The sequence below is a fragment of the Actinopolyspora lacussalsi genome, assembly GCA_030803735.1.
Taxonomy (GTDB): Bacteria; Actinomycetota; Actinomycetes; order Mycobacteriales; family Pseudonocardiaceae; genus Actinopolyspora; species Actinopolyspora lacussalsi.
The window spans coordinates 1365150-1383648 of the sequence record JAURUC010000001.1 but is presented as its reverse complement, the minus strand read 5'-3'; the positions used below and the strand labels follow the sequence as shown (position 1 = coordinate 1383648).

At 67.4% G+C, this 18499-nt stretch carries 15 protein-coding genes; 8 read left to right on the top strand and 7 right to left on the bottom strand.

Features of this window, described 5'->3' with window-relative positions:
* Positions 1–961: 961 nt before the first annotated feature.
* Entirely contained in the window at positions 962–1198 is a 237-nt protein-coding gene (locus J2S53_RS06070; RefSeq protein ID WP_456240155.1) for a hypothetical protein, read from the top strand.
* 43 nt (positions 1199–1241) lie between these two features.
* Here the strand turns inward: J2S53_RS06070 and J2S53_RS06065 are convergent, their stop codons facing one another.
* Together J2S53_RS06065 and J2S53_RS06060 are read right to left on the bottom strand one after the other, a co-directional pair.
* Positions 1242–2291 (bottom strand): trypsin-like serine peptidase, encoded by a 1050-nt coding sequence (locus tag J2S53_RS06065; protein WP_456240154.1) that lies wholly within the window; start codon positions 2289–2291, stop codon positions 1242–1244.
* A gap of 438 nt (positions 2292–2729) precedes the next feature.
* The gene (locus tag J2S53_RS06060; protein ID WP_456240153.1) at positions 2730–3476 is read right to left on the bottom strand and encodes a DUF427 domain-containing protein; all 747 of its coding nucleotides are present in this window, start codon (positions 3474–3476) and stop codon (positions 2730–2732) included.
* Positions 3477–3919: 443 nt separating this feature from the next.
* On the opposite strand from J2S53_RS06060, the gene J2S53_RS06055 reads away from it, so the two are divergent.
* Entirely contained in the window at positions 3920–4837 is a 918-nt protein-coding gene (locus tag J2S53_RS06055; protein WP_092972997.1) for an AurF N-oxygenase family protein, read from the top strand.
* Between the two features lie 3 nt (positions 4838–4840).
* Positions 4841–6541, top strand: a complete 1701-nt coding sequence (locus J2S53_RS06050; protein ID WP_456240152.1) for an FAD-dependent oxidoreductase — start codon at positions 4841–4843, stop codon at positions 6539–6541.
* A 46-nt stretch (positions 6542–6587) separates the two neighbouring features.
* Here J2S53_RS06050 and J2S53_RS06045 read toward each other — a convergent pair whose 3' ends face one another.
* The gene (locus tag J2S53_RS06045; RefSeq protein WP_456240151.1) at positions 6588–7232 is read right to left on the bottom strand and encodes a TetR/AcrR family transcriptional regulator; all 645 of its coding nucleotides are present in this window, start codon (positions 7230–7232) and stop codon (positions 6588–6590) included.
* A 94-nt stretch (positions 7233–7326) separates the two neighbouring features.
* On the opposite strand from J2S53_RS06045, the gene J2S53_RS06040 reads away from it, so the two are divergent.
* Positions 7327–8544: an FAD-dependent oxidoreductase gene (locus J2S53_RS06040; protein ID WP_456240150.1), complete on the top strand. Its 1218-nt coding sequence runs from the start codon at positions 7327–7329 to the stop codon at positions 8542–8544.
* A 32-nt stretch (positions 8545–8576) separates the two neighbouring features.
* Here the strand turns inward: J2S53_RS06040 and J2S53_RS06035 are convergent, their stop codons facing one another.
* Positions 8577–9566, bottom strand: coding sequence for a DUF4185 domain-containing protein (locus J2S53_RS06035; protein WP_456240149.1), 990 nt, complete (start codon positions 9564–9566; stop codon positions 8577–8579).
* Between the two features lie 99 nt (positions 9567–9665).
* Here J2S53_RS06035 and J2S53_RS06030 point away from each other — a divergent pair, with 99 nt between their 5' ends.
* Both J2S53_RS06030 and J2S53_RS06025 read left to right on the top strand, forming a co-directional pair.
* On the top strand, positions 9666–10670 hold the full coding sequence (locus J2S53_RS06030; protein ID WP_456240148.1) for a DUF2332 domain-containing protein: 1005 nt from the start codon (positions 9666–9668) through the stop codon (positions 10668–10670).
* Between the two features lie 325 nt (positions 10671–10995).
* Positions 10996–11628: a DUF4360 domain-containing protein gene (locus tag J2S53_RS06025; protein WP_456240147.1), complete on the top strand. Its 633-nt coding sequence runs from the start codon at positions 10996–10998 to the stop codon at positions 11626–11628.
* Positions 11629–11664: 36 nt separating this feature from the next.
* On the opposite strand, the gene J2S53_RS06020 is transcribed toward J2S53_RS06025, so the two are convergent.
* On the bottom strand, positions 11665–14688 hold the full coding sequence (locus J2S53_RS06020) for an alpha-mannosidase (RefSeq protein WP_456240146.1): 3024 nt from the start codon (positions 14686–14688) through the stop codon (positions 11665–11667).
* A gap of 215 nt (positions 14689–14903) precedes the next feature.
* Here J2S53_RS06020 and J2S53_RS06015 point away from each other — a divergent pair, with 215 nt between their 5' ends.
* Complete coding sequence (locus J2S53_RS06015; RefSeq protein WP_456240145.1) at positions 14904–15371, top strand: universal stress protein; 468 nt, start codon at positions 14904–14906, stop codon at positions 15369–15371.
* Between the two features lie 34 nt (positions 15372–15405).
* On the opposite strand, the gene J2S53_RS06010 is transcribed toward J2S53_RS06015, so the two are convergent.
* Both J2S53_RS06010 and J2S53_RS06005 read right to left on the bottom strand, forming a co-directional pair.
* Complete coding sequence (locus J2S53_RS06010; protein WP_456240144.1) at positions 15406–16386, bottom strand: Acg family FMN-binding oxidoreductase; 981 nt, start codon at positions 16384–16386, stop codon at positions 15406–15408.
* Positions 16387–16426: 40 nt separating this feature from the next.
* Positions 16427–17257 carry a universal stress protein gene (locus J2S53_RS06005; RefSeq protein ID WP_456240143.1) on the bottom strand — a complete coding sequence of 277 codons (831 nt, stop codon included), beginning with the start codon at positions 17255–17257 and terminating at the stop codon, positions 16427–16429.
* A gap of 207 nt (positions 17258–17464) precedes the next feature.
* Between J2S53_RS06005 and J2S53_RS06000 the strand changes: the two genes are divergently transcribed.
* Complete coding sequence (locus J2S53_RS06000) at positions 17465–18451, top strand: Acg family FMN-binding oxidoreductase (protein WP_456240142.1); 987 nt, start codon at positions 17465–17467, stop codon at positions 18449–18451.
* Positions 18452–18499: the final 48 nt, after the last annotated feature.

Here is an 18499-nt window from a genome sequence, read left to right as displayed (position 1 = left end):
CGAGCCCCGGCATCGCCTCCGGCTCAGAAGAAAAAACGGACGGCGACCTGGCACCGGGGTCGGGTGAGGCTGTCGGGGGCCGCGGTCCGAGACCAGCAACAGCCCCGATGCCTGGGAGGTCTCTGGACCCCAGAGGAGCCGGTGCGCCGCGAACTCGAAGCAGAGCCTCCGAGGTTCGGCTGAACAGCGTCCGGCGGTGGCTTCAGCCGAAGAGCTTGGCGATGAACCACCCGAGACGGCTCACCTTGCGGACACGGGGGTTGTCGGCGACACCGTGGATCTCCCACTGCTGCCCGCACTCCGCGCAGCGCCACAATCCCATTCGTGAAGTGTCCGGTTCGCACGGGTGCCCGTTGCGTCCTCGTCGCATACCCCGATCACACCACGGATCCAGCCGGATGTCCGGGGATTGGGGCTTGAGCCTGGTGAGCTCTTGTAATCGAGTGAGCTGAATTCGGTTGGGGTGTGGTGGGGGCACTGGTTGTGGTGGCTGGGGCGTAGCGGTTCCAGGTTCCTCCGGCTTCGCTAAGGACGCGGGTGGCGTGTTTGTCGTGGAAGCCGAGCATGGTGGCGACGACGGGTGCTGGGGCTTGAAGCATGAGGTGGCCCAGGGCTGAGGTGCGTCCGGTTTGGATGGGGATGCCGTTGTGGTGGAGGGACTCGCTGAGGCTGCGGTGCTGGAGAGGTTGGCCTGGTTTGCGGACGAAGGAGGCTGTGCGCCAGTCCGACAGTCCAGCCGGTGGACGCCGCAGTCGGGCACTCGTCCCGAAAGGCCGTCATCGATCTACTCGCATGCCTCGGCATGCTGGGTAAGTGATGCGTCACGTCCCCGCAGGAACCTTTTCGTCGAGTGCAGTCGAGTAAGAGCATTGGAAGATGGTCGGACTTACCGGCACGGACCGTTGTAACTGTGCAACCATGAGATGGTGGCGTCGCGTCCCTCTGAAGAGGAGGTAGTGCCATGCGACGTGGAATGTGGTTACTTGGCAGCGTAGTCGCTGTCGGGGTTCTGGTACTCGGAGGTTGGGGGGTCGTGCGTATGGATGGCTCCTCGTCCGAGTCCGAGCCACCGGGGGGAACCCCCGGAACGGGCGTGGTTTCCACCGAGGTGGAACGGAATGAGGGCGTTCCGTGGAGACGGTTGAAGGAAGAAGGAGCCACGTTCAAGGATCCCATCGAGGACCTGCGGGACGGCTGACCGTGCCATCCCGCGGACGTATCAGTACGAGCCGAGTGGGAGCTCAGTAGGTCGAGGCGTCCTCGTAGACATTTATCGCCGCGTCGCCGTGATTGGACGAGAAAAAGTAGTTGTTGATCAAATCGCCAGTGTCAGGGTCGGTTTGTCGGTGGCTTGAGGCCCCGATGACGTAGCCGAGACCGTTCGAGTTCATGTCGTCGATCCACGGTCCACCGCTTGCCCCGCTGTGCATGTCGCAGTCGGTGCGCACCTTTTCGTTCAGGGGGTTCCAGGAACTCGCATCGACTGTGTCGCCACGGCAATACCACAGCAGTTCACCATTGAAATCGGTGCGTTGGTAGCCCGCTGCGGGATAGCCGAACACACGCACATCCGTGAATTCCTGGCCCGCGTTGAATCGGTATCCTTGCGATCCGACTCTGTATTCGAGGTCGGAAGATTGCGGAAAGACAGCGAACGCGGCGATGTCGTATTCCCAGTCTCTGTTTTCGGCCCAGCCTGTGGTCGTCACCATGTAGCTGGCATTCCACTCACCGTGGGGTGCAGTCCCATTGTCATAGGCTGGCACAAACGTGATGTTGCTGTAGAACTGTCCGTTTCCGTCGTGGAGACAGTGCCCGGCGGTCCAGACCGTGTTCTGATTGTCGGCAGTGATTACTGAACCGCTGCACCGGTAAAGCTGACCCTGAGGACCTTCGGCGAACATCTTGCCCGTGGTCGAGGCCGGAATGCCGGACTCTGTCCACCGCTGAGCTCGGGATACCGCATTCGCCCGCAGATCGGTCGACGACTGCGGGGTAGAAACTCCTCGCGGGAGGCTTCCCCGCTCCGACTGCTGCGGCAGAACGTTTTCCTGCCCCTCCGGGCCGGAAACCTGGCCACCACTCGGCCGCGGCATCGGCGCCGGCACAGCCCGTCGCATCCGTTCCTTCGTCCAAAAATCAGCGGCATTCGAGGTGCTGACCACTTCCTTGGCCACCGTCTCAGTAGCTTCGGACGGAGCTCTCTCTGCTGTGGGGGGTTGATCGGCGACGGCGATCGCGTTGCTACCGATCGCCAGCGCAGAGACCGCAGTCACCAGCCCCGTGACCATGCGTCGCGTACGCATCTCACCCCGTGTCTTTCCTGCCTACTAGCGGCATTGTCGTCGTGCGATGTGCGCTTGTGATCATCGCGATTCACGAACGGGACAAACACCGCCAAGCGGCCAAACGTTCACAGCACCCAGAAGCAGGGTCCATCTGCCCACAACGGCTTATCGAAGCAGTGGTCGTTCGCATTAACGCCGCGCCGGCCGACATGCCTGCGGAAGGATCAGCGCAGCTGGTTACTCACAACGCTGTAGTAGTCAACAAGGCAGGAAGATCTGCAACGACTGCGGGAATGTCTGACGCCGCTGCTGGTCGGGGCTTGAGTCCGGTGAGCTCTTGTGATCGAGTGAACCGAATTCGGTCGGGGTTGTGGTGGGTGGTCACTGGTAGTGAGAGCCGCACGTCTCCGACCTCATCCGGCCACTGTGGTGGGTCCGCCGTCAGGAGAACGGAGTCTCGGGCCGCCGCTGCGGCTCGCCGTCGAGGAGGACATCCACGCGTTCGTCGTAGAAGCAGGCCAGCCCGGCGATCTTGTGGCTCTCCGGCAGCGGGGTGCGGTAGGTCCACACCGTGTCGGGGTGCTCGGCCTCGCCGGTGCGCACGTGCCAGTAGCCCGCGGTCCCCTTGTACGGGCATTGGGTCTCGTGGTCGCTGGGCCGCAGCAGGTCCATCCGCACGTCGGGCAGCGGCAGGTAGTAGCGGGGCGGCAGGCCGGTCTCGAACAGGATTCGCGAGTGGTGCGAGTCGGCCACGGTGACGCCGTCGAGCCGCACCTGCACGTGCCGCGAGCTCTCCAGGATGTCCACCCGCTTGTACGGGTCGCGCGGGTGGACGTAGACCGGCTCGTCCTCCTCGAACCACTCGTCCATCGAGTTCCAGTCCAGCCGGACCAGCTCCCGCAGCTCAGCGACCGGGGAGTTCCGGTAGCCGATCGCGGCCACAGGGGCCGTTGTCGAGTCGGTGACCACGTCGTGGATCGTGCCCTCGCCCAGCCGCCGCGAGTGCCGCACCTCGCCGGTGTCGGCCAGCTCGGCCCGCACGTCCGCGCGCGGCACGTAGTAGGTGGGGTAGTAGGGGTGCTCCCAGACCAGAACCGCCTGCCTGGTGTCGGCCACCACGTGCCCGCCGAGCATCGCGCGCACCCGTTTGCCGGAGGTCTCGACCCGGATCTCCTCGTCGCTGTGCATGGCTTTTCCGCCCCCGCGTGATAGCCGTGGCACCTCGGTCCCACCCCACTCTGCACCGTCGGGGCGAGAGCCTGAAACTCGGTGCGCCGGTATCGCTCCGGGTCGAGCTTTCCGGAACGTCCACCGACCGGGCTGAGGAGTGTGCGAGCCGGTGGTTTTCCGCTGTGATCACCCCTTCCGCCACGTTCTCGACCTGGCGCAGCGCGTGACGCTTCGGTGCCGGAGGTGTCCGGACTTTCGGCCGGGAGTTTCGTTTCGGCGTTCTCGCTCGTTGGGCACGAGAGACGCGTTCCTGTGTGCAGCGCGACGCGTTCGCTGTTGTGATATAAGTCACACATGTAGCGTATGTCGCACCCTCGCGGCTACCCATGAGTAGCTGTTACCTTCAGTAACACTATTTCGGCGGCACCGAGATATCGTCGTCATTTCGGTAGGGAGTGCCCATGACCAGCAGTATCACCGGATCCGACGCCACCGCGGCGGCGTCCGAGCGTGAGGACGTCGCCCGCAGGTTGCTGGACTCCTCGGAGACGCTGTCCTACGACCCGGCCCAGGAGGTCGACTGGGAGACACCGCTCGACACCGACCACCACGGTGCGAGTCCGGAGTGGAGCACGCTCTACGGCACCGCCTACTGGTCCGAGATGAGTCCGGAGCAGCAACGCGAGCTCACCAGGCAGGAAGCGGCCTGCGTGGCCAGCACCGGCATCTGGTTCGAGATGATCCTGCAGCAGATGGTGCTGCGGGACTTCTACGCCAAGGATCCGGCCGACCCCGCTTTCCAGTGGGCGCTGACCGAGATCGCCGACGAGTGCCGACACTCCATCATGTTCGGTCGCGGCGCCGCGAAGCTGCGCGCACCCGCTTATCGTCCGCCCCGCCCGGTGATCGAGCTCGGCCGCGCGTTCAAGACGCTCGCCTTCGGCGAGGCGGCATACGCCGCGATCCTGGTCGCCGAGGAGGTCCTCGACGTCATGCAGCGGGACTGGATGCGCGACGAACGGGTCGCCCCCTTCGTCCGCACCATCAACAACATCCACGTGGTCGAGGAGTCCCGGCACATGAAGTTCGCCCGGCAGGAGACCAAGGAGCGTCTCCGCGGTGTGGGGCCGGTGCGCAAGCAGATCCAATCCGTGGTGGTCGCCGCCGCCTCGTACTTCATCGTCACCAGCATGGTCAACAAGAAGGTCTACGAGAACGCGGGACTGGACGTGGACCGAGCCGTCCGCGAGGCCAAGGCGAACCAGCACTACAAGTCGCTGGTGCGTTCCAGCTGTGCCGGGCTGATGGAGTTCCTCGACTCGGCCGGACTGCTCACCAAGCCCGCCATGTGGTTCTACAAGCGAGCGAACCTGATCTGAGCCATGGCCTACGCGATCACCCAGACCTGCTGCACCGACGCCTCCTGCATCGCGGCGTGCCCGGTCAACTGCATCCATCCCACCCCGAACGAGCCGGACTTCGGCACCACCGAGATGCTCTACGTCGATCCGAGCACCTGCATCGACTGCGGAGCGTGTGCCGACGCCTGCCCGGTCGACGCGATATTCCCGGTGGACCGGCTGACCGGCTCGCTCCGGGCCTACGCCGACATCAACGCCGCGTACTATGCCGACCGTGACGCGGCCGCCGAACCGGATTCCGGTACTTCGGGGCTCGATCTCACTTCGGAATCCGACGGCCTGCCGGAGTCGAACGGTGCGGAATCGAACGGTGCGGAATCGAAGGAGGCGGGGCAGAACGGCGCGGAGTCCAACAGCGCCTCGGAGGCGGGCACCACCGGTTCCTCGCCCAACTTTCACTCCTGGGGACCGCCGGTGTTCGAGCACTCGATCCCCAGCGATCTCGCACCGCTGGACATCGCGGTCGTGGGCACCGGCCCCGCCGGGATGTACGCCGTCGAGGACCTGCTGCTGCACACCAACTGCCGGGTCACCCTGCTGGACCGGCTGCCCGTGGCGGGCGGTCTCGTGCGATACGGCGTGGCGCCCGATCACCCGTCGACGAAGCGGATCGGGGAGACCTTCGCGCGGTTCCACACCCACCCCCGGATGCGGATGCGACTCGGCGTGGAGGTCGGCAAGGACGTCTCCGTCGAGCAGCTGGGCACTCGGCACGACGCCGTGATCTACGCGGTCGGGGCCTCCTCGGCCCGAAACATCGGTGTTCCGGGAGAGGAGCTGGCGGGCAGCGTCAGCGCCACCACCCTGGTTTCCTGGTACAACGGCCATCCCGACGCCGTCGCCGAGGCAGTCGATCTGTCCGCCGAGCGGGTGGTCGTGGTGGGCAACGGCAATGTCGCGCTGGACGTGGCACGCATACTCAGCACCGACCCCGAACGGCTCGCCGACACCTCGATCTCGCCGCGAGCGTTGGACCTGCTTCGTTCCAGCAGGGTCCGTGAAGTGGTGCTGCTGGGACGTCGTGGTCCCGAGCACGCGGCCTTCACCAGGCCCGAGTTGCTCGAACTCACCCAGCGCGAGGACATCGAACTCGTGGTGGACACGCACGATCCGCGAATCGCACCCACCATCGACGCCGCCGGGGACGATGACAAGGCGGGGCTGCTGCGGGACGCCACCCGGCAAGCCGTCGACTGGTCCGCTCCGGCCGGGGAGACCGCGGTGAACGGGCGGAGCCGTATCGTGTTCCGGTTCCACTCTTCCCCGGTGGAGCTGGTGGGAGAGAGCGCGGTTCGGGGCATCCGCGTCGGCGATGCCAGCGCCGACGACGTCGAGATCCCCGCCGGACTGGTGGTGCGCGCGGTTGGTTACCGGGGAGCGCCGTTGCCCGGCCTGCCCTTCGACGAGGGAACCGCGACCGTGCCGAACTCCGGTGGCCGGGTCACCGACCGGCCCGGGACCTACGTGGTGGGCTGGATCAAGCGTGGTCCCTCCGGCGGGATCGGAGCCAACCGCAGCTGTGCCAAGGAGACGGTCGGGACCCTGCTGGACGACGCGGTGGCGGGTCGGCTGCCGGAGCCGAGCACCCGGGAGTCCGGTTCGGACGGACCGTTGGCGCGGCTGCGTGCGAAACTCGCCGACAAGGTCGGCAGCATCGGGTAGCGCTTTCGGCGGGTGGGTACCGTCGCCGGGATGAGCCGGCGCGGGCCTACCCGCTCTCCGAGCCACTGGCCAGCACGGAGTCAGGGGCCAGCATCCGGTGCAGCGTCCGCAGCTGCGCCCGGGCGAGCCGCTCGCGTTCCGGTGCCGAGTACTCCCGCAGCTGGTGCAGTGACCAGTCGTCCAGGGACCGCAGCACCGCGAACACCAGCGATGCCTGCAGCGAACTCGGCAGGTCGTCCCGTACCGCCCCGCATTCGCGGCCGGTTTCGAGCGCCCGAGCGAGCCAGTCCCGCACGGCCGCGATCGCGTCACGCAGGGCCGGACTGTGCTCGATCGGAGTGTCGGAGACGTAGAACAGTTTTCCGGCCTCGGAGGTCCAGGTTCCCCGCTCCGCGAGTTCCCGCAGCTGGGTGGCCAGTCGCGTGACCCGTTCCCAGAACTCGGGTCCCGCCAGCTCGCGCGGATCCGGCACGGCCAGCTCGCTGCCCAGTGCGCGCATCGCTTCGGTCACGACGGTGTCGAACAGCTCCGCCTTCGAGTCGAAGTAGTGGTAGAACGAGCTCTTGCTCATGCCGCACGTCCGGATGATCGAGTTCAGCGAGGCGTGTTCGTATCCCCGCCGGACGAACTCGCCGGTCGCCGTCTCCAGTACGCGCGTACGCCGTTCCTCGTCGAGGTCGTGCAGTGCCATAGCCGCACCCTAAATCATTGGACCGGCCGGTCCACAGGGTGTTACCGTTTCGAATGGACCAGCTGGTCCACTCGAAATCCGGAGGTAATCGGGAATGTTCGTTCCAACGGCCGTGACCGAGCAGCTCGCCGCAGTCGGTGAGCACGAACCGCGGGTGCTGATCGTCGGCGCCGGCGTGGCCGGTCTGACCCTGGCGCGGTCGCTGCGTGCCAAGGGGCTGCACCCGGTACTGGTCGAGCGTGCGGGACAGCGGCAGGACTCCGGGTACATGCTGGGTCTCATGCCGTTCGTCGACCCGGTGCTGGCCGAACTCGGTCTGGAACGGCACTACCTCGAGCAGAGCGTGGCGGTGCGTCACTACCGGCTGTGCTCCGCCACCGGCGCGGCGCTGCGGAACTACTCGGTGGACACCGCGCTGGGGGAGTTCGGCCACTATCGGGGGATCGAACGGGGCAGGCTGCTGGAACTGCTGGCCACCGGCGGGACACCGGTGGCCTTCCGAACCGCTCCGCACGCGGTCGAGCGAGCCGGGGAGACGGTTCGCGTCGACCTGACCGAGAACGGGACGGAGTTACGCGCGGAGTTCGACGCCGTGATCGCCGCGGACGGGGTTCACTCCACAACCCGCGACCTGGTACTCGACGCCGAACGGGTGCACACCCACGACACCACCTGGGGTGGTTGGGTCACGTGGGCCGATCCCGACGAGTGGCCCGACACCTACCAGGAGACCTGGGGACCGGGGTGCTTCGTGGGGCTGTACCCCGTCCCCGGCAGGATCGGCGTCTTCGTCGGCGGACCCCGTGCCGACACCACCCGCGGTCCAGCGGCGTTCGCCCGGCTCGTCCGCGACAGGCTGCACAACCTCGACCCTCGCTCCTCCCGTGCGCTGACCGAGCTGGCGAACACCCCGGAGAGCCACTACTGGCGCCTGTCCGACGTGCGGTGCGACGGTTGGACGGCGGGTCGCTTCGCGTCGCTCGGCGACGCGGCGGCCGGTTTCCTGCCGACGGCAGGAGTGGGCGCGGCCATGGCGATCGAATCCGCGGGTGCCCTGGCACGCCGCCTCGCCCCGGCCGACAGGAACACGGTGCCCCGGGCACTACGGGACTACGAACGCGCCCAACGGCCCCGAGTCGAATCGGCACAGCGCAACTCACGCCAGCTGGCGGCCCTGATGCTGCGTCGCGGCAGGTTGACCTCCCGCGCCCGGGATTTCGCCACCGCGCTGGTCGGGGTGAACACCGCACTCGGGCCGATCCGAAAACTGCTCGCGCAGCGGGACGACGAGCACACCGCGCCCGTCTCCTGACCGGCGGTTCATCCCGTCCGGTTTCCGAGTCCCTACCTGGCTTCGCGGGGCAGCGCCCCCGCGAACTGCATCGCCCGGTAGGGCCAGTTCCGCCCGGTGTTCCACTGGCTTATCACCAGATGAAGGTCGTCCAGCGTGGATCCCGGGACGATGTAGGCGCCGTATAGCTGGGCGACTCGCCCGGTCGCGTGGTTCTCCTCGTGCCAGGCCGTGCCACGCAGCACCGTGGTGCGCGGCACCTCGTAGAGATTCGAGGTGGGGTGGACGAGCGACAACACGTCGACGCGGTAGTCGCCCGCGTCGAACAGGCACAGCAACCACCGGTCCTCGACGCGACGCAGGCACAGCTCACCGTAAGCCCCGGTCAACGCGACCGTGGGCGGATTTCCCCAGGCCCACGCGCCCCGCCGAAAACCCCATCCCTGCCACGCACCGGGTTCGGTGATCAGCTCGGCCGGAACACGGTGCAGCAACAGTCCCTTGTCACGCTGGAAACCGGTGGAGAAGCAGTAGACGTAGCCGTCGTCCCCCGGCTCCCAGGTCAGCATCTGGAACAGGCCGCCGTGGTGATCGCCGGGCCAGCTCGCCCCGGTGCGGGTCCAGCTCTCCCCGTTGTCGGTGGAACGGTGTATCTCGGTCCAGTGCACCCTGCCGATACCGGCGCAGACCATCACGTGCAGATACATCGTCCCGCCGATCGTGATGACGTCGGTGGGAATCACGGTGCCCACCCGCCTGCCGCGAACGATCGAGTCGTGCCGATAGGGCAACGCCTGCTCGGCGTAGCGACCCCGGCCCGACGAACCGGTCCAGACGATCCCGGTGCGCGCCGTGGCCGGATCCCCGAAGAGCACCACCGGTGAACGCCACCCCTTACCACCCACACCGGCGCGTTCGAAGGTGTCACCGAAGACCGCCACCAACCGGCCGTCCGGCGCGGTGGTCATCACTCCCAGATCGGTGCCGCCGATCCCGAAATCGTCGGTCACGCCGGGGCCGGTCAGGTTTCGTATCTTGCGCACCGCTGTTCCTCCGTTCGCCGCCCTCCGATCGTGCTCCGGTGACGCGGGCGACGGAAATCGGTCATCGTCTTTCCCGCCGTTCTCGGGCATGCTTTCGGCATGAGCGACGGAAGCAAGGGCAGCGACTCGGGCGAGCGCGGCATGACCGGGCTCGAATCGGGGGTGAGCACCGCCGAGAACTACCGGAGGTTCGGGGTGGCGGTGGCCGAGAAATCCCCGCTGTACGGCGCGCTCGCCGAGGCGGTCGCCTCCGACGTGGAGATCCTGGGCCTGCTGGAGACACTGCCGAGCGAGAAACGCCAACCGAACCTGCTGTTCGCCGCCGCCCGGTACCTGCTCGGCCGCCCCGCCGATCCCGAAACGCTGCGCGAGCTGGTGCGGGAGCGTACCGCGGAACTGACCTCGGTACTGCTGGCCAGGCGCACCCAGACCAACGAGGCGGGGCGGTGCGCCACACTGCTTCCCGCGCTGGCTCGGCTCCCGGAACCGCTGGCGTTGCTGGAGGTCGGTGCTTCGGCCGGGCTGAACCTGCTGCCCGATCTCTACTCGTACGATCTCGCCGGGCACCACGTGGCCGGTACCGATCCCGAAGCGCCGACGTTGCGCTGCCGTCCCATCGGGCCGGTTCCGCTACCCGGCAGGGTACCGAGCGTCGCGTGGCGCGCGGGTCTCGACACCTCCCCGCTCGACGCGACGGAGAACGATCACGCGAACTGGCTGGAATGTCTGCTGTGGCCGGGGGAGACCGAGCGGCGGGACCGGCTGCGCGCGGCGTTGCGCCTCGCGGCGCGGCACCAACCAGTGGTCCACCGGGGTGATCTCCTCGAGGATCTCGGGCGGATCGCCGCGAGCGCACCGAGCGGGGCCACTCTGGTGGTGTATCACTCGGCGGTGCTGGCCTACGTTCCCGAATCCGTTCGCCGCGAGTTCGCCACCGCCGTGCGGGAGCTCGGTGCGGTGTGGCTCTCCAACGAGGCCGCCGGGGTGATCGGCCCGGCGGAAGTCGCCGCGGGTCCGGAGAACTCGTTCGTTCTGGTTCGGGACGGGCACGAGACGCTGGCCGAGACCGACTCACACGGTGCCTGGATCCGGTGGCGTTCCTGATGCCCGGCGGAGTCCCAGGGTGGCGAAACTCCGCTGCGGCGTCGAGAAGCCCGAAATCGTTCGAGTGAACACGTTTCGGGAGGGAATATTCCGCACGATTTCCCTGTCAGGAATAGTCTGTCCGGGCAATTCGGTTCATCCCATCATTGGCCCTGTCGTGCGGCCGTTACTCCTGGTTGTTCGGAAATTGCTCCGAAAGTGTCTATAGTTTTTGGGAGCGCTCCCATAAACTCGTTTCCGGCCGTTTCCCGAAATGGATCGGCAAGTTGTCCGAACAACGGAAACGAACAGCAGCGTGGTTTTTCACCCGAACAGGAGAAACAGGATGCTCAACGGTCTGATCGCGTCCGGAATGGCGCTGTCCACTCTTCTCGCGCCGACGTCGGGTCCGTTCGACTCCCCACCCTCGGACGAGATCGTCATCGACGTCGCCACCGTGAACGGTTCCGGATGTCCCGAAGGCACGGCGGACGTGGCCGTCTCGCCCGACAACAAGGCCTTCACCGTCACCTACAGCGACTATCTGGCGGAGGTGGGGCCCGACACGGATCCCACGGCCTTCCGGAAGAATTGTCAGCTCAATCTGGTCGTGCACGTTCCCCAGGGGCTCACCTACGGGATAGCCCGGGCCGACTACCGCGGATTCGCCCACCTCGCGGAAGGAGCCACCGGTACCCAGCAAGCCAGCTACTACTTCCAGGGTGATTCCCGGACCACCCATTCCAGCAAGACGTTCGAGGGAGCATACAGCGACAACTGGCAGGTCACCGACGAGACCGAGATCGCCGACATCGTTTACAAACCCTGCGGTGTACAGCGCAACTTCAACATAAACACCGAACTGCGGGTGGACGCGGGGGACTCGGACTCCGGCGAGACCAGCTTCATGACGATGGACTCGACCGACGGAAGCATCGAGACCACCTACCACTTCGCCTGGAAGGAGTGCGCTTCCTGATTGGAGATCGCCGAGTGGTCGAGCTTTGGAATCCGGTCACGCCCGCTCCAGCCGCAGCGTGCGGATCTCGAACGGACGCAGCGTCAGCCGGAACCCCGCTGGGGCGTGTTCGATTTCCCCATCGGCCCACGGTCGTTCCAGCAGATCGGTCTCCCGCACACTCACCGGGGCGAAACCGGTGGTGACCCGGCTCGTGGCGCGGCCACCCGAGGATTCGTACAGTCGCATCACCACGTCTCCGGAGCCGTCCTCGGCCAACTTCACCGCTTCGAGGACCACAGTGGGGTTGTCACTGGTGACCAGCGGTTCCACCGGTGACTCGCCCCGCACGGTTCGGGAGGGCAGATTGAGGCGGTAGCCCTCCCGAACCGCGTCACCGATCTCGGCTCCCGGGACGAGGACGTGCCGGAAACGGTGCGTCCCCTGGTCGGCGTCCGGGTCGGGAAACCGCGGAGCGCGCAGCAGCGATGCACGCACCGTCGTCGCGGTACCGCCGCCGTTCTTGGCCCAGCGGGTCACGTCGTGGCCGTAGGTGGTGTCGTTGGCGAGGGCAACGCCGTAGCCCGCCTCACCCACGTGGACCCAGCGGTGGGCACACGTCTCGAACTTGGCCGCGTCCCAGCTGGTGTTCTCGTGAATCGGCCGGTACAGGTGTCCGAACTGGGTCTCGGCCGCCATGCGATCGGTGTGCACGTCCACCGGGAAAGCGAGTTTGAGCAGCGTCTCGGACTCGTGCCAGTCCACCTCGGTGTCGATCTCCAGCCGCGCGGCGCCGCCCCGCAGCGTCAACTCCTGGGTGATCCGCGAGTCGGAGAAGGAACGCACCACGCGCACCGTGACATGATCCGCGGCGTTCTCCAGCACCGCCACTTCCTCGGCATCCAGCAGTTCGGTGACGTTGTTGCGGTAGAAGGCGTCGATGTCCCAGGCGTCCCACCGGTTCGGCAGGTCCGGATGCGCCCGCGGCACGTTGCCAGCCGAACCCTCCGGAACGAGCTCGCGGTCGGCTGTCAGGTCGTACAGCGATGTGACGGTGCCCCGACGGTCGATCGTGACCCGCAGTGATTCGTCGCGCAGCACGAATCCCTCGTCCGTTTCGGAGAGTTCCACGACCGTGTCCGGTGCGGCCGACGGTGCCGCGCCACCCGCCGGAACCCCGTCGCGCTCGTGCGGAGCGCCGTTGAACACCAGCGGTGTCGAGCCCGATCCGGCCAATTCTCGCTGGGCCCGATCGATGATCTCCTCCAGTTCGTTCCGGACGAGTTCGTGCTCCCGCTCCGCCTCGTGGTGCACCCGGGCGATGGACGATCCGGGCAGGACATCGTGGAACTGGTTGCGCAGCACGGCCTTCCAGAGCCGGTCCAGTCGCTCGTGCGGGTAGGGGAGACCGCGGTACACGTTCGCCGTCGCCGCCCACAGCTCGGCCTCGCGCAGCAGGTGCTCGTTGCGCCGGTTCCCCCGTTTGGTGCCCGCCTGACTGGTGTAGGTGCCGCGGTGGAACTCCAGGTACAGCTCCCCGACCCATACCGGTGGCGCCGTGTACTCCGCACGAGCCTCGCGGACGAACTCGGCGGGGGACTCGACGGTGACTCGTGGTGATCCTTCCAGATCGGACAGACGCTCGGCCCGTGCCAGCATCTCGCGGGTGGGACCGCCGCCCCCGTCACCCCAGCCGAACGGGACCAGCGAGCGATTGGCACCGCCCTTCTCGGCGAAGTTGGCCGAGGCGTGCGCCAGTTCGGCCGCGGACAGCTCCGAGTCGTAGACATCCACCGGCGGCAGGTGGGTGAGGATTCTGGTGCCGTCGATCCCCTCCCAGTGGAAGGTGTGATGCGGGAACTCGTTCGTCTGGTTCCAGGCGACCTTCTGGCCCAGGAACCAGCTCGAACCGGACAGGGCGATCAGCTGCGGCAGCGCCGCGCTGTAACCGAACGAGTCGGGCAGCCACACCTCGTCGGTCTCCACGCCGAACTCGTCCAGGAAGAACCGCTTGCCGTGCACCAGCTGCCGCGCCATCGCCTCACCGCCGGGCATGTTCGTGTCGGCCTCGACCCACATGCCGCCGACGGGGACGAACCTCCCCGCGGCCACCTCGGACCGAACCCGTCGGTGGAGTTGTGGATAGTGCCGCTCGAGCCAGGCGAACTGCTGTGCCTGGGACATGGCGAAGACGAACTCCGGATGGTCCTTCAGCAGCCCGAGCACGTTCGACACCGTCCTGGCCACCTTGCGCACGGTCTCGCGGAACGGCCACAGCCACGCCGAGTCGATGTGCGCGTGGCCGATCGCCGACACGCGATGCGCGCTGGCGTGCGCCGGTTTCCGCAATGCCGGGCCCAGTTCCTCGCGCGCACGGTCCGCGCTACCGCTCACGTCGCGCGGGTCCAGCGCGTCCATGCAGCGGTCGAGGGAGCGCAGTATCTCCCAACGCCGCGGATCGTCCGTGCTGAGCTGCCGCATGAGCTGGTCGAGTACTTCGATGTCGTGGACCAGCCGCTCGACGCGGTGGTCGAAGACGGTCAGCTCGGCACGCTCGACGCGGTACAGCGGCTCCGTGCCCGCGGTGGCCGGATCGCCCAGCTCGGTGGGGGTGAACGAGTGAACGCCGAGGATCACCGGATTCGCCGCCGCTTCCACGTGGAACTCCAGCGGTTCACCACCGGTGGCGGCCTCGCTCACGCGTACCCACTCGTTGCGTGGGTTCAGCCCCTTCACGATCGAACCGTCCGGTCGGTACACCAGTCCTTCGCACTGGAAGCCCGGCCGTCGGTGGTCGAATCCCGGGTCGAACACGAGCTCCACGGCACGTCCCGCCCATTCTGTGGGGACCTCCCCGCGCAGCCGGAACCAGGTGGTGCTCCACGGCGGTCCCCAGCGGTCGCCCACCTCCGCCCCGCGGTACTCCCCGGACGAACCGCTGTTCGCGACCGGTACCGGCGCGCTCGTACCGTGCCAGATGTCGAGCGTGACCGGCGTGGCCTCCGGTCGGAGAGCGGGCCGGACGCGGTCGCGCAGCATCCGGTCGATCCGTTCCTCGGTCAGTTTCCTGCCGTCGTGCACCTGCTGCTCATTCCTCGTCGGCGGGTCGGTGGTTCCCGTGCTGCGCGTTCGGTCGGAAACGACGATCGTGTCCCCACGGAGCATCCTCGGGGGTCGGTGGACATCGGCTCCCACCCGGTCGGGATCCGGCCGCGTGCGAGGAAGTGACCACCGGTCAACCTCCGGGACGGGCTTCGTGTTCGTTCCCGGTGACAGTCTCGCTGGGGGAGGTAGTCGTGTCGGAGGAGTACCGCGTCGTCGTGGGAGTCGACGGTTCGGCCCGTTCAGAACAGGCGCTGCGCTGGGCGCTGTGGCACGCGGAACTCGTCGGCGATTCGGTCGTCGTGGCGGTGCGTGGTTGGGATTATCCCGAGCTGTACGACAGACCGGTGGCCGGGCCCGAGGCGGTGGCCCACCGTACGGCGGCGGCGTTGGACGATACGATCGCGCGGCTCGTTCCGGGGGACTGTTCGGTTCCGGTGCGTCGGGAGGTCGTCTACGGCCACCCAGCCAAAGCGCTGCTGGATGTGGTGCGACGGGTCCACGCCGATCTGCTCGTGGTGGGCAGCAGGGGATTGGGCGGTTTCGCGGCCGCCCTGCTGGGATCGGTGGCCCAGTACTGCGTACGGCACGCGCACTGCTCCGTGCTCGTGGTCCGGGGAGAACACGACGGCGGCTCGGCCCCATCGGGTGGCGAGTCCTGAGCCCCGAGGCGTGCGGCGGTGATGATCTCTCGGGCTACAGCAGCAGCTCGCGTGGCTCGTGCCGCGGTGTCGGTGCGGTTCGCGAACCGTGGCCGACCCGGAGCAACACCTGGGGGCGCAGGCTTCCCCCGAGCATCCGCCGCAGTTCCTCCCTGGTCTCGTCGATCTCGATCACCTGCGACATCAGGGAGGACACCAGGCCGTTGGCAGTGGCTGTCAGCAGCATTCGTTGCAGCGCCTGTCCCGCGCGCAGCTCCGCCGCTCGACCCTCGTGGTAGGAACAGATCACCAGTAGCAGCGGATCGTACTCGAAGTCCTTGCCGGGCACGCGCGGTTTCGCCTTGCCCGCCGAGTAGTCCCGCAGCACCCACTGGTCCTGTGGTTCCCGTTCGGGACCCGCCGCAGAGGCGGGCACTCCCTCGCTGACCTCGGCGGCGTGTCCGGTCCATTCGGCCAGCTCCTCCCGGAATCGCGGATCGGCCAGCTGCGCCCGGTGCGCGCGGTGGACCATGCCCTCCAGTCGTCCCAGCTCGCCGCGTTCCACGATGTGCGGCCAGCACCCCTCCCGCTCCACCGATTCGAGCAGCGAGTGCCGTTGCTCCACGGGTACCGGGGTTTCCCGGAAGGGACGTCTGTTCGTGTGCCGATCGGCGATCGCCCGATACAGCACCCGTTGCTGCGGTGACATGTTCGACGAGCCCTCGCCGCGTATCTCGGCCAGGGCCGATTCCGCGTCGGTGCTGGGCAGCAGGGTCACGGTCGGGCTGATCCCCTCGTGCTCCAGGGCGAGCCGCAGGTTCAGCAGCGCCGCGCCACAGCCGACCCGCAGTTCCCGCTCCCGCGGGTCAGTGGCGGGCAGCCGCGCTCGCGGATCGTAGTGCAGTTCGATCGAACGGGGTAGCAGCCGGAATCGCCACGGTTGTCGGTTGTGCAGCGAGGGCGCCTCGCCCGCGATCCGGACCACTTCCTCGGCCTGTTCGGCGGACAGTCCCAGCGTCGGTGTGAACTCCGCCATCTCCGTCACACCTCCCGGCGGGTGGAGCGGTTCCGTCGCATCATTTCTGCTCACCCGCCTCGGGGACCATCGCCACGGGACAGGAGGCCCGGTGCAGCACGCCACGGGCCACCGAGCCCAGCATGAGCCCGCTGAAGCCGCCGCCCCCGCGACGGCCCACCACGACCAGGCCCGCACCTTTGGAGAGTTCGAGCAGGGCGGTCACCGGATGCTTGTCCACGTCGATGCGGCGCGCCGTCACCTCCGGAAACCACGCGCCCCAGCGCTCCAGCCGTTTCGCGAGGTCGTGTTCGACTCGTTCGGCGGGGGACTCCCGCCGCGACGTCGGCTGCCGGGTCCGCGAGCTCCGGGACATCGCTCGCATCACCAGCAGCTCCGAGGCCCGGTTCCGCGCGCTGGTGAAGCCGAACTCCAACGCGGCCTCGCTCCGTGCCGAATCGTCGACCCCCACCACGACCTCGTCTCGGTGTTCGCTCTCGTCACCCCGGACGATCACGATCGGGCACCTGGTTCGTCGCGCCACCCCCACGCTGACCGAACCGAGCAGCGCGTCCGCCACCGGGCCGTACCCACGCGAACCGAGCACCAGGAGGTCAGCTGTCGAGGAACGTCGTACCAGCTCCTCGATCGGGTGTCCCTCGGCGACCTCGTGGCTCACCTCCAGCGAGGGCCACGCCTCGCCGCACCTCCCGGCGATGTCGGCGACGGCCTCTCGGACGTAGCTCTCCCGAGCCGGATCGTCGTTGATCAGCACGAGAGTCAGGGAGGCCCCGGTGCGCCGCCGAGCCTCCGCTGTGGCCCAGTCGGCTGCCCGTAGGGCGGAATCCGAGCCGTCCACCCCGACGACGATGTCGTATCGCGAGGTGTCCATGGCAAGCACCTTGTCCGAGGATCAGGGTTGTCGACGCTTCATCCGTTCCAGATTGCCCCTCGGTCGTGCAGATCGCAGTGCCGAAGCCGCGTCCGGGGCCCGACGCTGTCGCCTCCGACCCGCGAGTCCTTTCGGCTCTTTCCTATACGTATGGCGCAGCGCTGTTCGACGGACAACACGGGCCGTAGAGTGTGGGTGGGGTGCCGTATGACCGGTAAGAGTGAGCCCGCGATAGCCACGATGCGTTCCGCGCTGGTCGTGGCCTGCCGAGCACCTTCGTTGCACAACATCCAGCCCTGGCGCTGGGTGATCGGGCCCCGTTCGGTTCACCTGTATCTGGATCGTTCCCGTGTCTCACCCGTGCTCGATCCAACCGGGGAACAATCGGTGATCGGCTGTGGTGCGGCGCTTTACCAGGCTCGTATCGGTTTCGCCGCCGAGGGGTGGAAGGCACTGGTACATCGCCTGCCCAATCCGGACCAGCCCGACCACCTGGCTTCGATCGAGTTCAGCAGACTCGCCGACATCGACTCCGAGGCCGTGGTGCTGGCGGGGCTGGCCGCTCGACGTCGCACGGACCGCAGACCTTTCCTGCCCGAGCCCGTTCCCCCGGAGTTGTTGCGGGAGTCGCGGGAGGCCGCGGCAGCCAAGGATTGCGTGCTCGATTTCGTGCTGTCGGAGCCGGCCAGACAGCAGCTGTCCTACGCGATTCGCCAAGCGGGCAGGGCACGCGAGGACGATCCGGAGTACCGTCACGAGCTCGCGAAGTGGTCGACACGTCATGTGAGTTCGGACGGGGTGCCCGCTCGGGACATCCCCGAGGCTCACGCGCCGAGTGCCTTCGAACGGGATTTCGGCGCCGGTGAGCTGTCGATCCCGGTGCTCGACGACGGTGCGGAACTGGCGTTGTTGTACACGCTGGAAGACACCCTCGAAAGTGAGTTGCTTTCGGGTGAGGTGTTGGGCGAAGTGACGCTGTCCGTGGCCCGTGAGGGGCTGGCCAGCTGCGTGCTGAGTCAGTTCGGCGAGGTGTTCTCCGCTCGAGAGTTCGTACGCGACCAGGTGCTCGGCGGTACGGGAGTTCCCAGGTTCGTGCTGCGGCTGGGATGGCCGATCACCGAGCGGTTCCCCGCGCCGCCCACGCCGCGCCGACCGATCGCGGAGTGCGTGGAGAATCTGTTCCCGCACTACTGATAACTCGGGTTCGGTCGGGCGAAGCGCGGCCGGACGTTTCCCGGACGC

Coding starts and splice junctions, on each gene's coding strand:
- J2S53_RS06070 (WP_456240155.1), top strand. CDS start 962: ATGCGACGTGGAATGTGGTTACTTGGCAGCGTAGTCGCTGTCGGGGTT.
- J2S53_RS06065 (WP_456240154.1), bottom strand. CDS start 2,291: ATGGTCACGGGGCTGGTGACTGCGGTCTCTGCGCTGGCGATCGGTAGC.
- J2S53_RS06060 (WP_456240153.1), bottom strand. CDS start 3,476: ATGCACAGCGACGAGGAGATCCGGGTCGAGACCTCCGGCAAACGGGTG.
- J2S53_RS06055 (WP_092972997.1), top strand. CDS start 3,920: ATGACCAGCAGTATCACCGGATCCGACGCCACCGCGGCGGCGTCCGAG.
- J2S53_RS06050 (WP_456240152.1), top strand. CDS start 4,841: ATGGCCTACGCGATCACCCAGACCTGCTGCACCGACGCCTCCTGCATC.
- J2S53_RS06045 (WP_456240151.1), bottom strand. CDS start 7,232: ATGGCACTGCACGACCTCGACGAGGAACGGCGTACGCGCGTACTGGAG.
- J2S53_RS06040 (WP_456240150.1), top strand. CDS start 7,327: ATGTTCGTTCCAACGGCCGTGACCGAGCAGCTCGCCGCAGTCGGTGAG.
- J2S53_RS06030 (WP_456240148.1), top strand. CDS start 9,666: ATGAGCGACGGAAGCAAGGGCAGCGACTCGGGCGAGCGCGGCATGACC.
- J2S53_RS06025 (WP_456240147.1), top strand. CDS start 10,996: ATGCTCAACGGTCTGATCGCGTCCGGAATGGCGCTGTCCACTCTTCTC.
- J2S53_RS06010 (WP_456240144.1), bottom strand. CDS start 16,386: ATGGCGGAGTTCACACCGACGCTGGGACTGTCCGCCGAACAGGCCGAG.
- J2S53_RS06005 (WP_456240143.1), bottom strand. CDS start 17,257: ATGGACACCTCGCGATACGACATCGTCGTCGGGGTGGACGGCTCGGAT.
- J2S53_RS06000 (WP_456240142.1), top strand. CDS start 17,465: ATGACCGGTAAGAGTGAGCCCGCGATAGCCACGATGCGTTCCGCGCTG.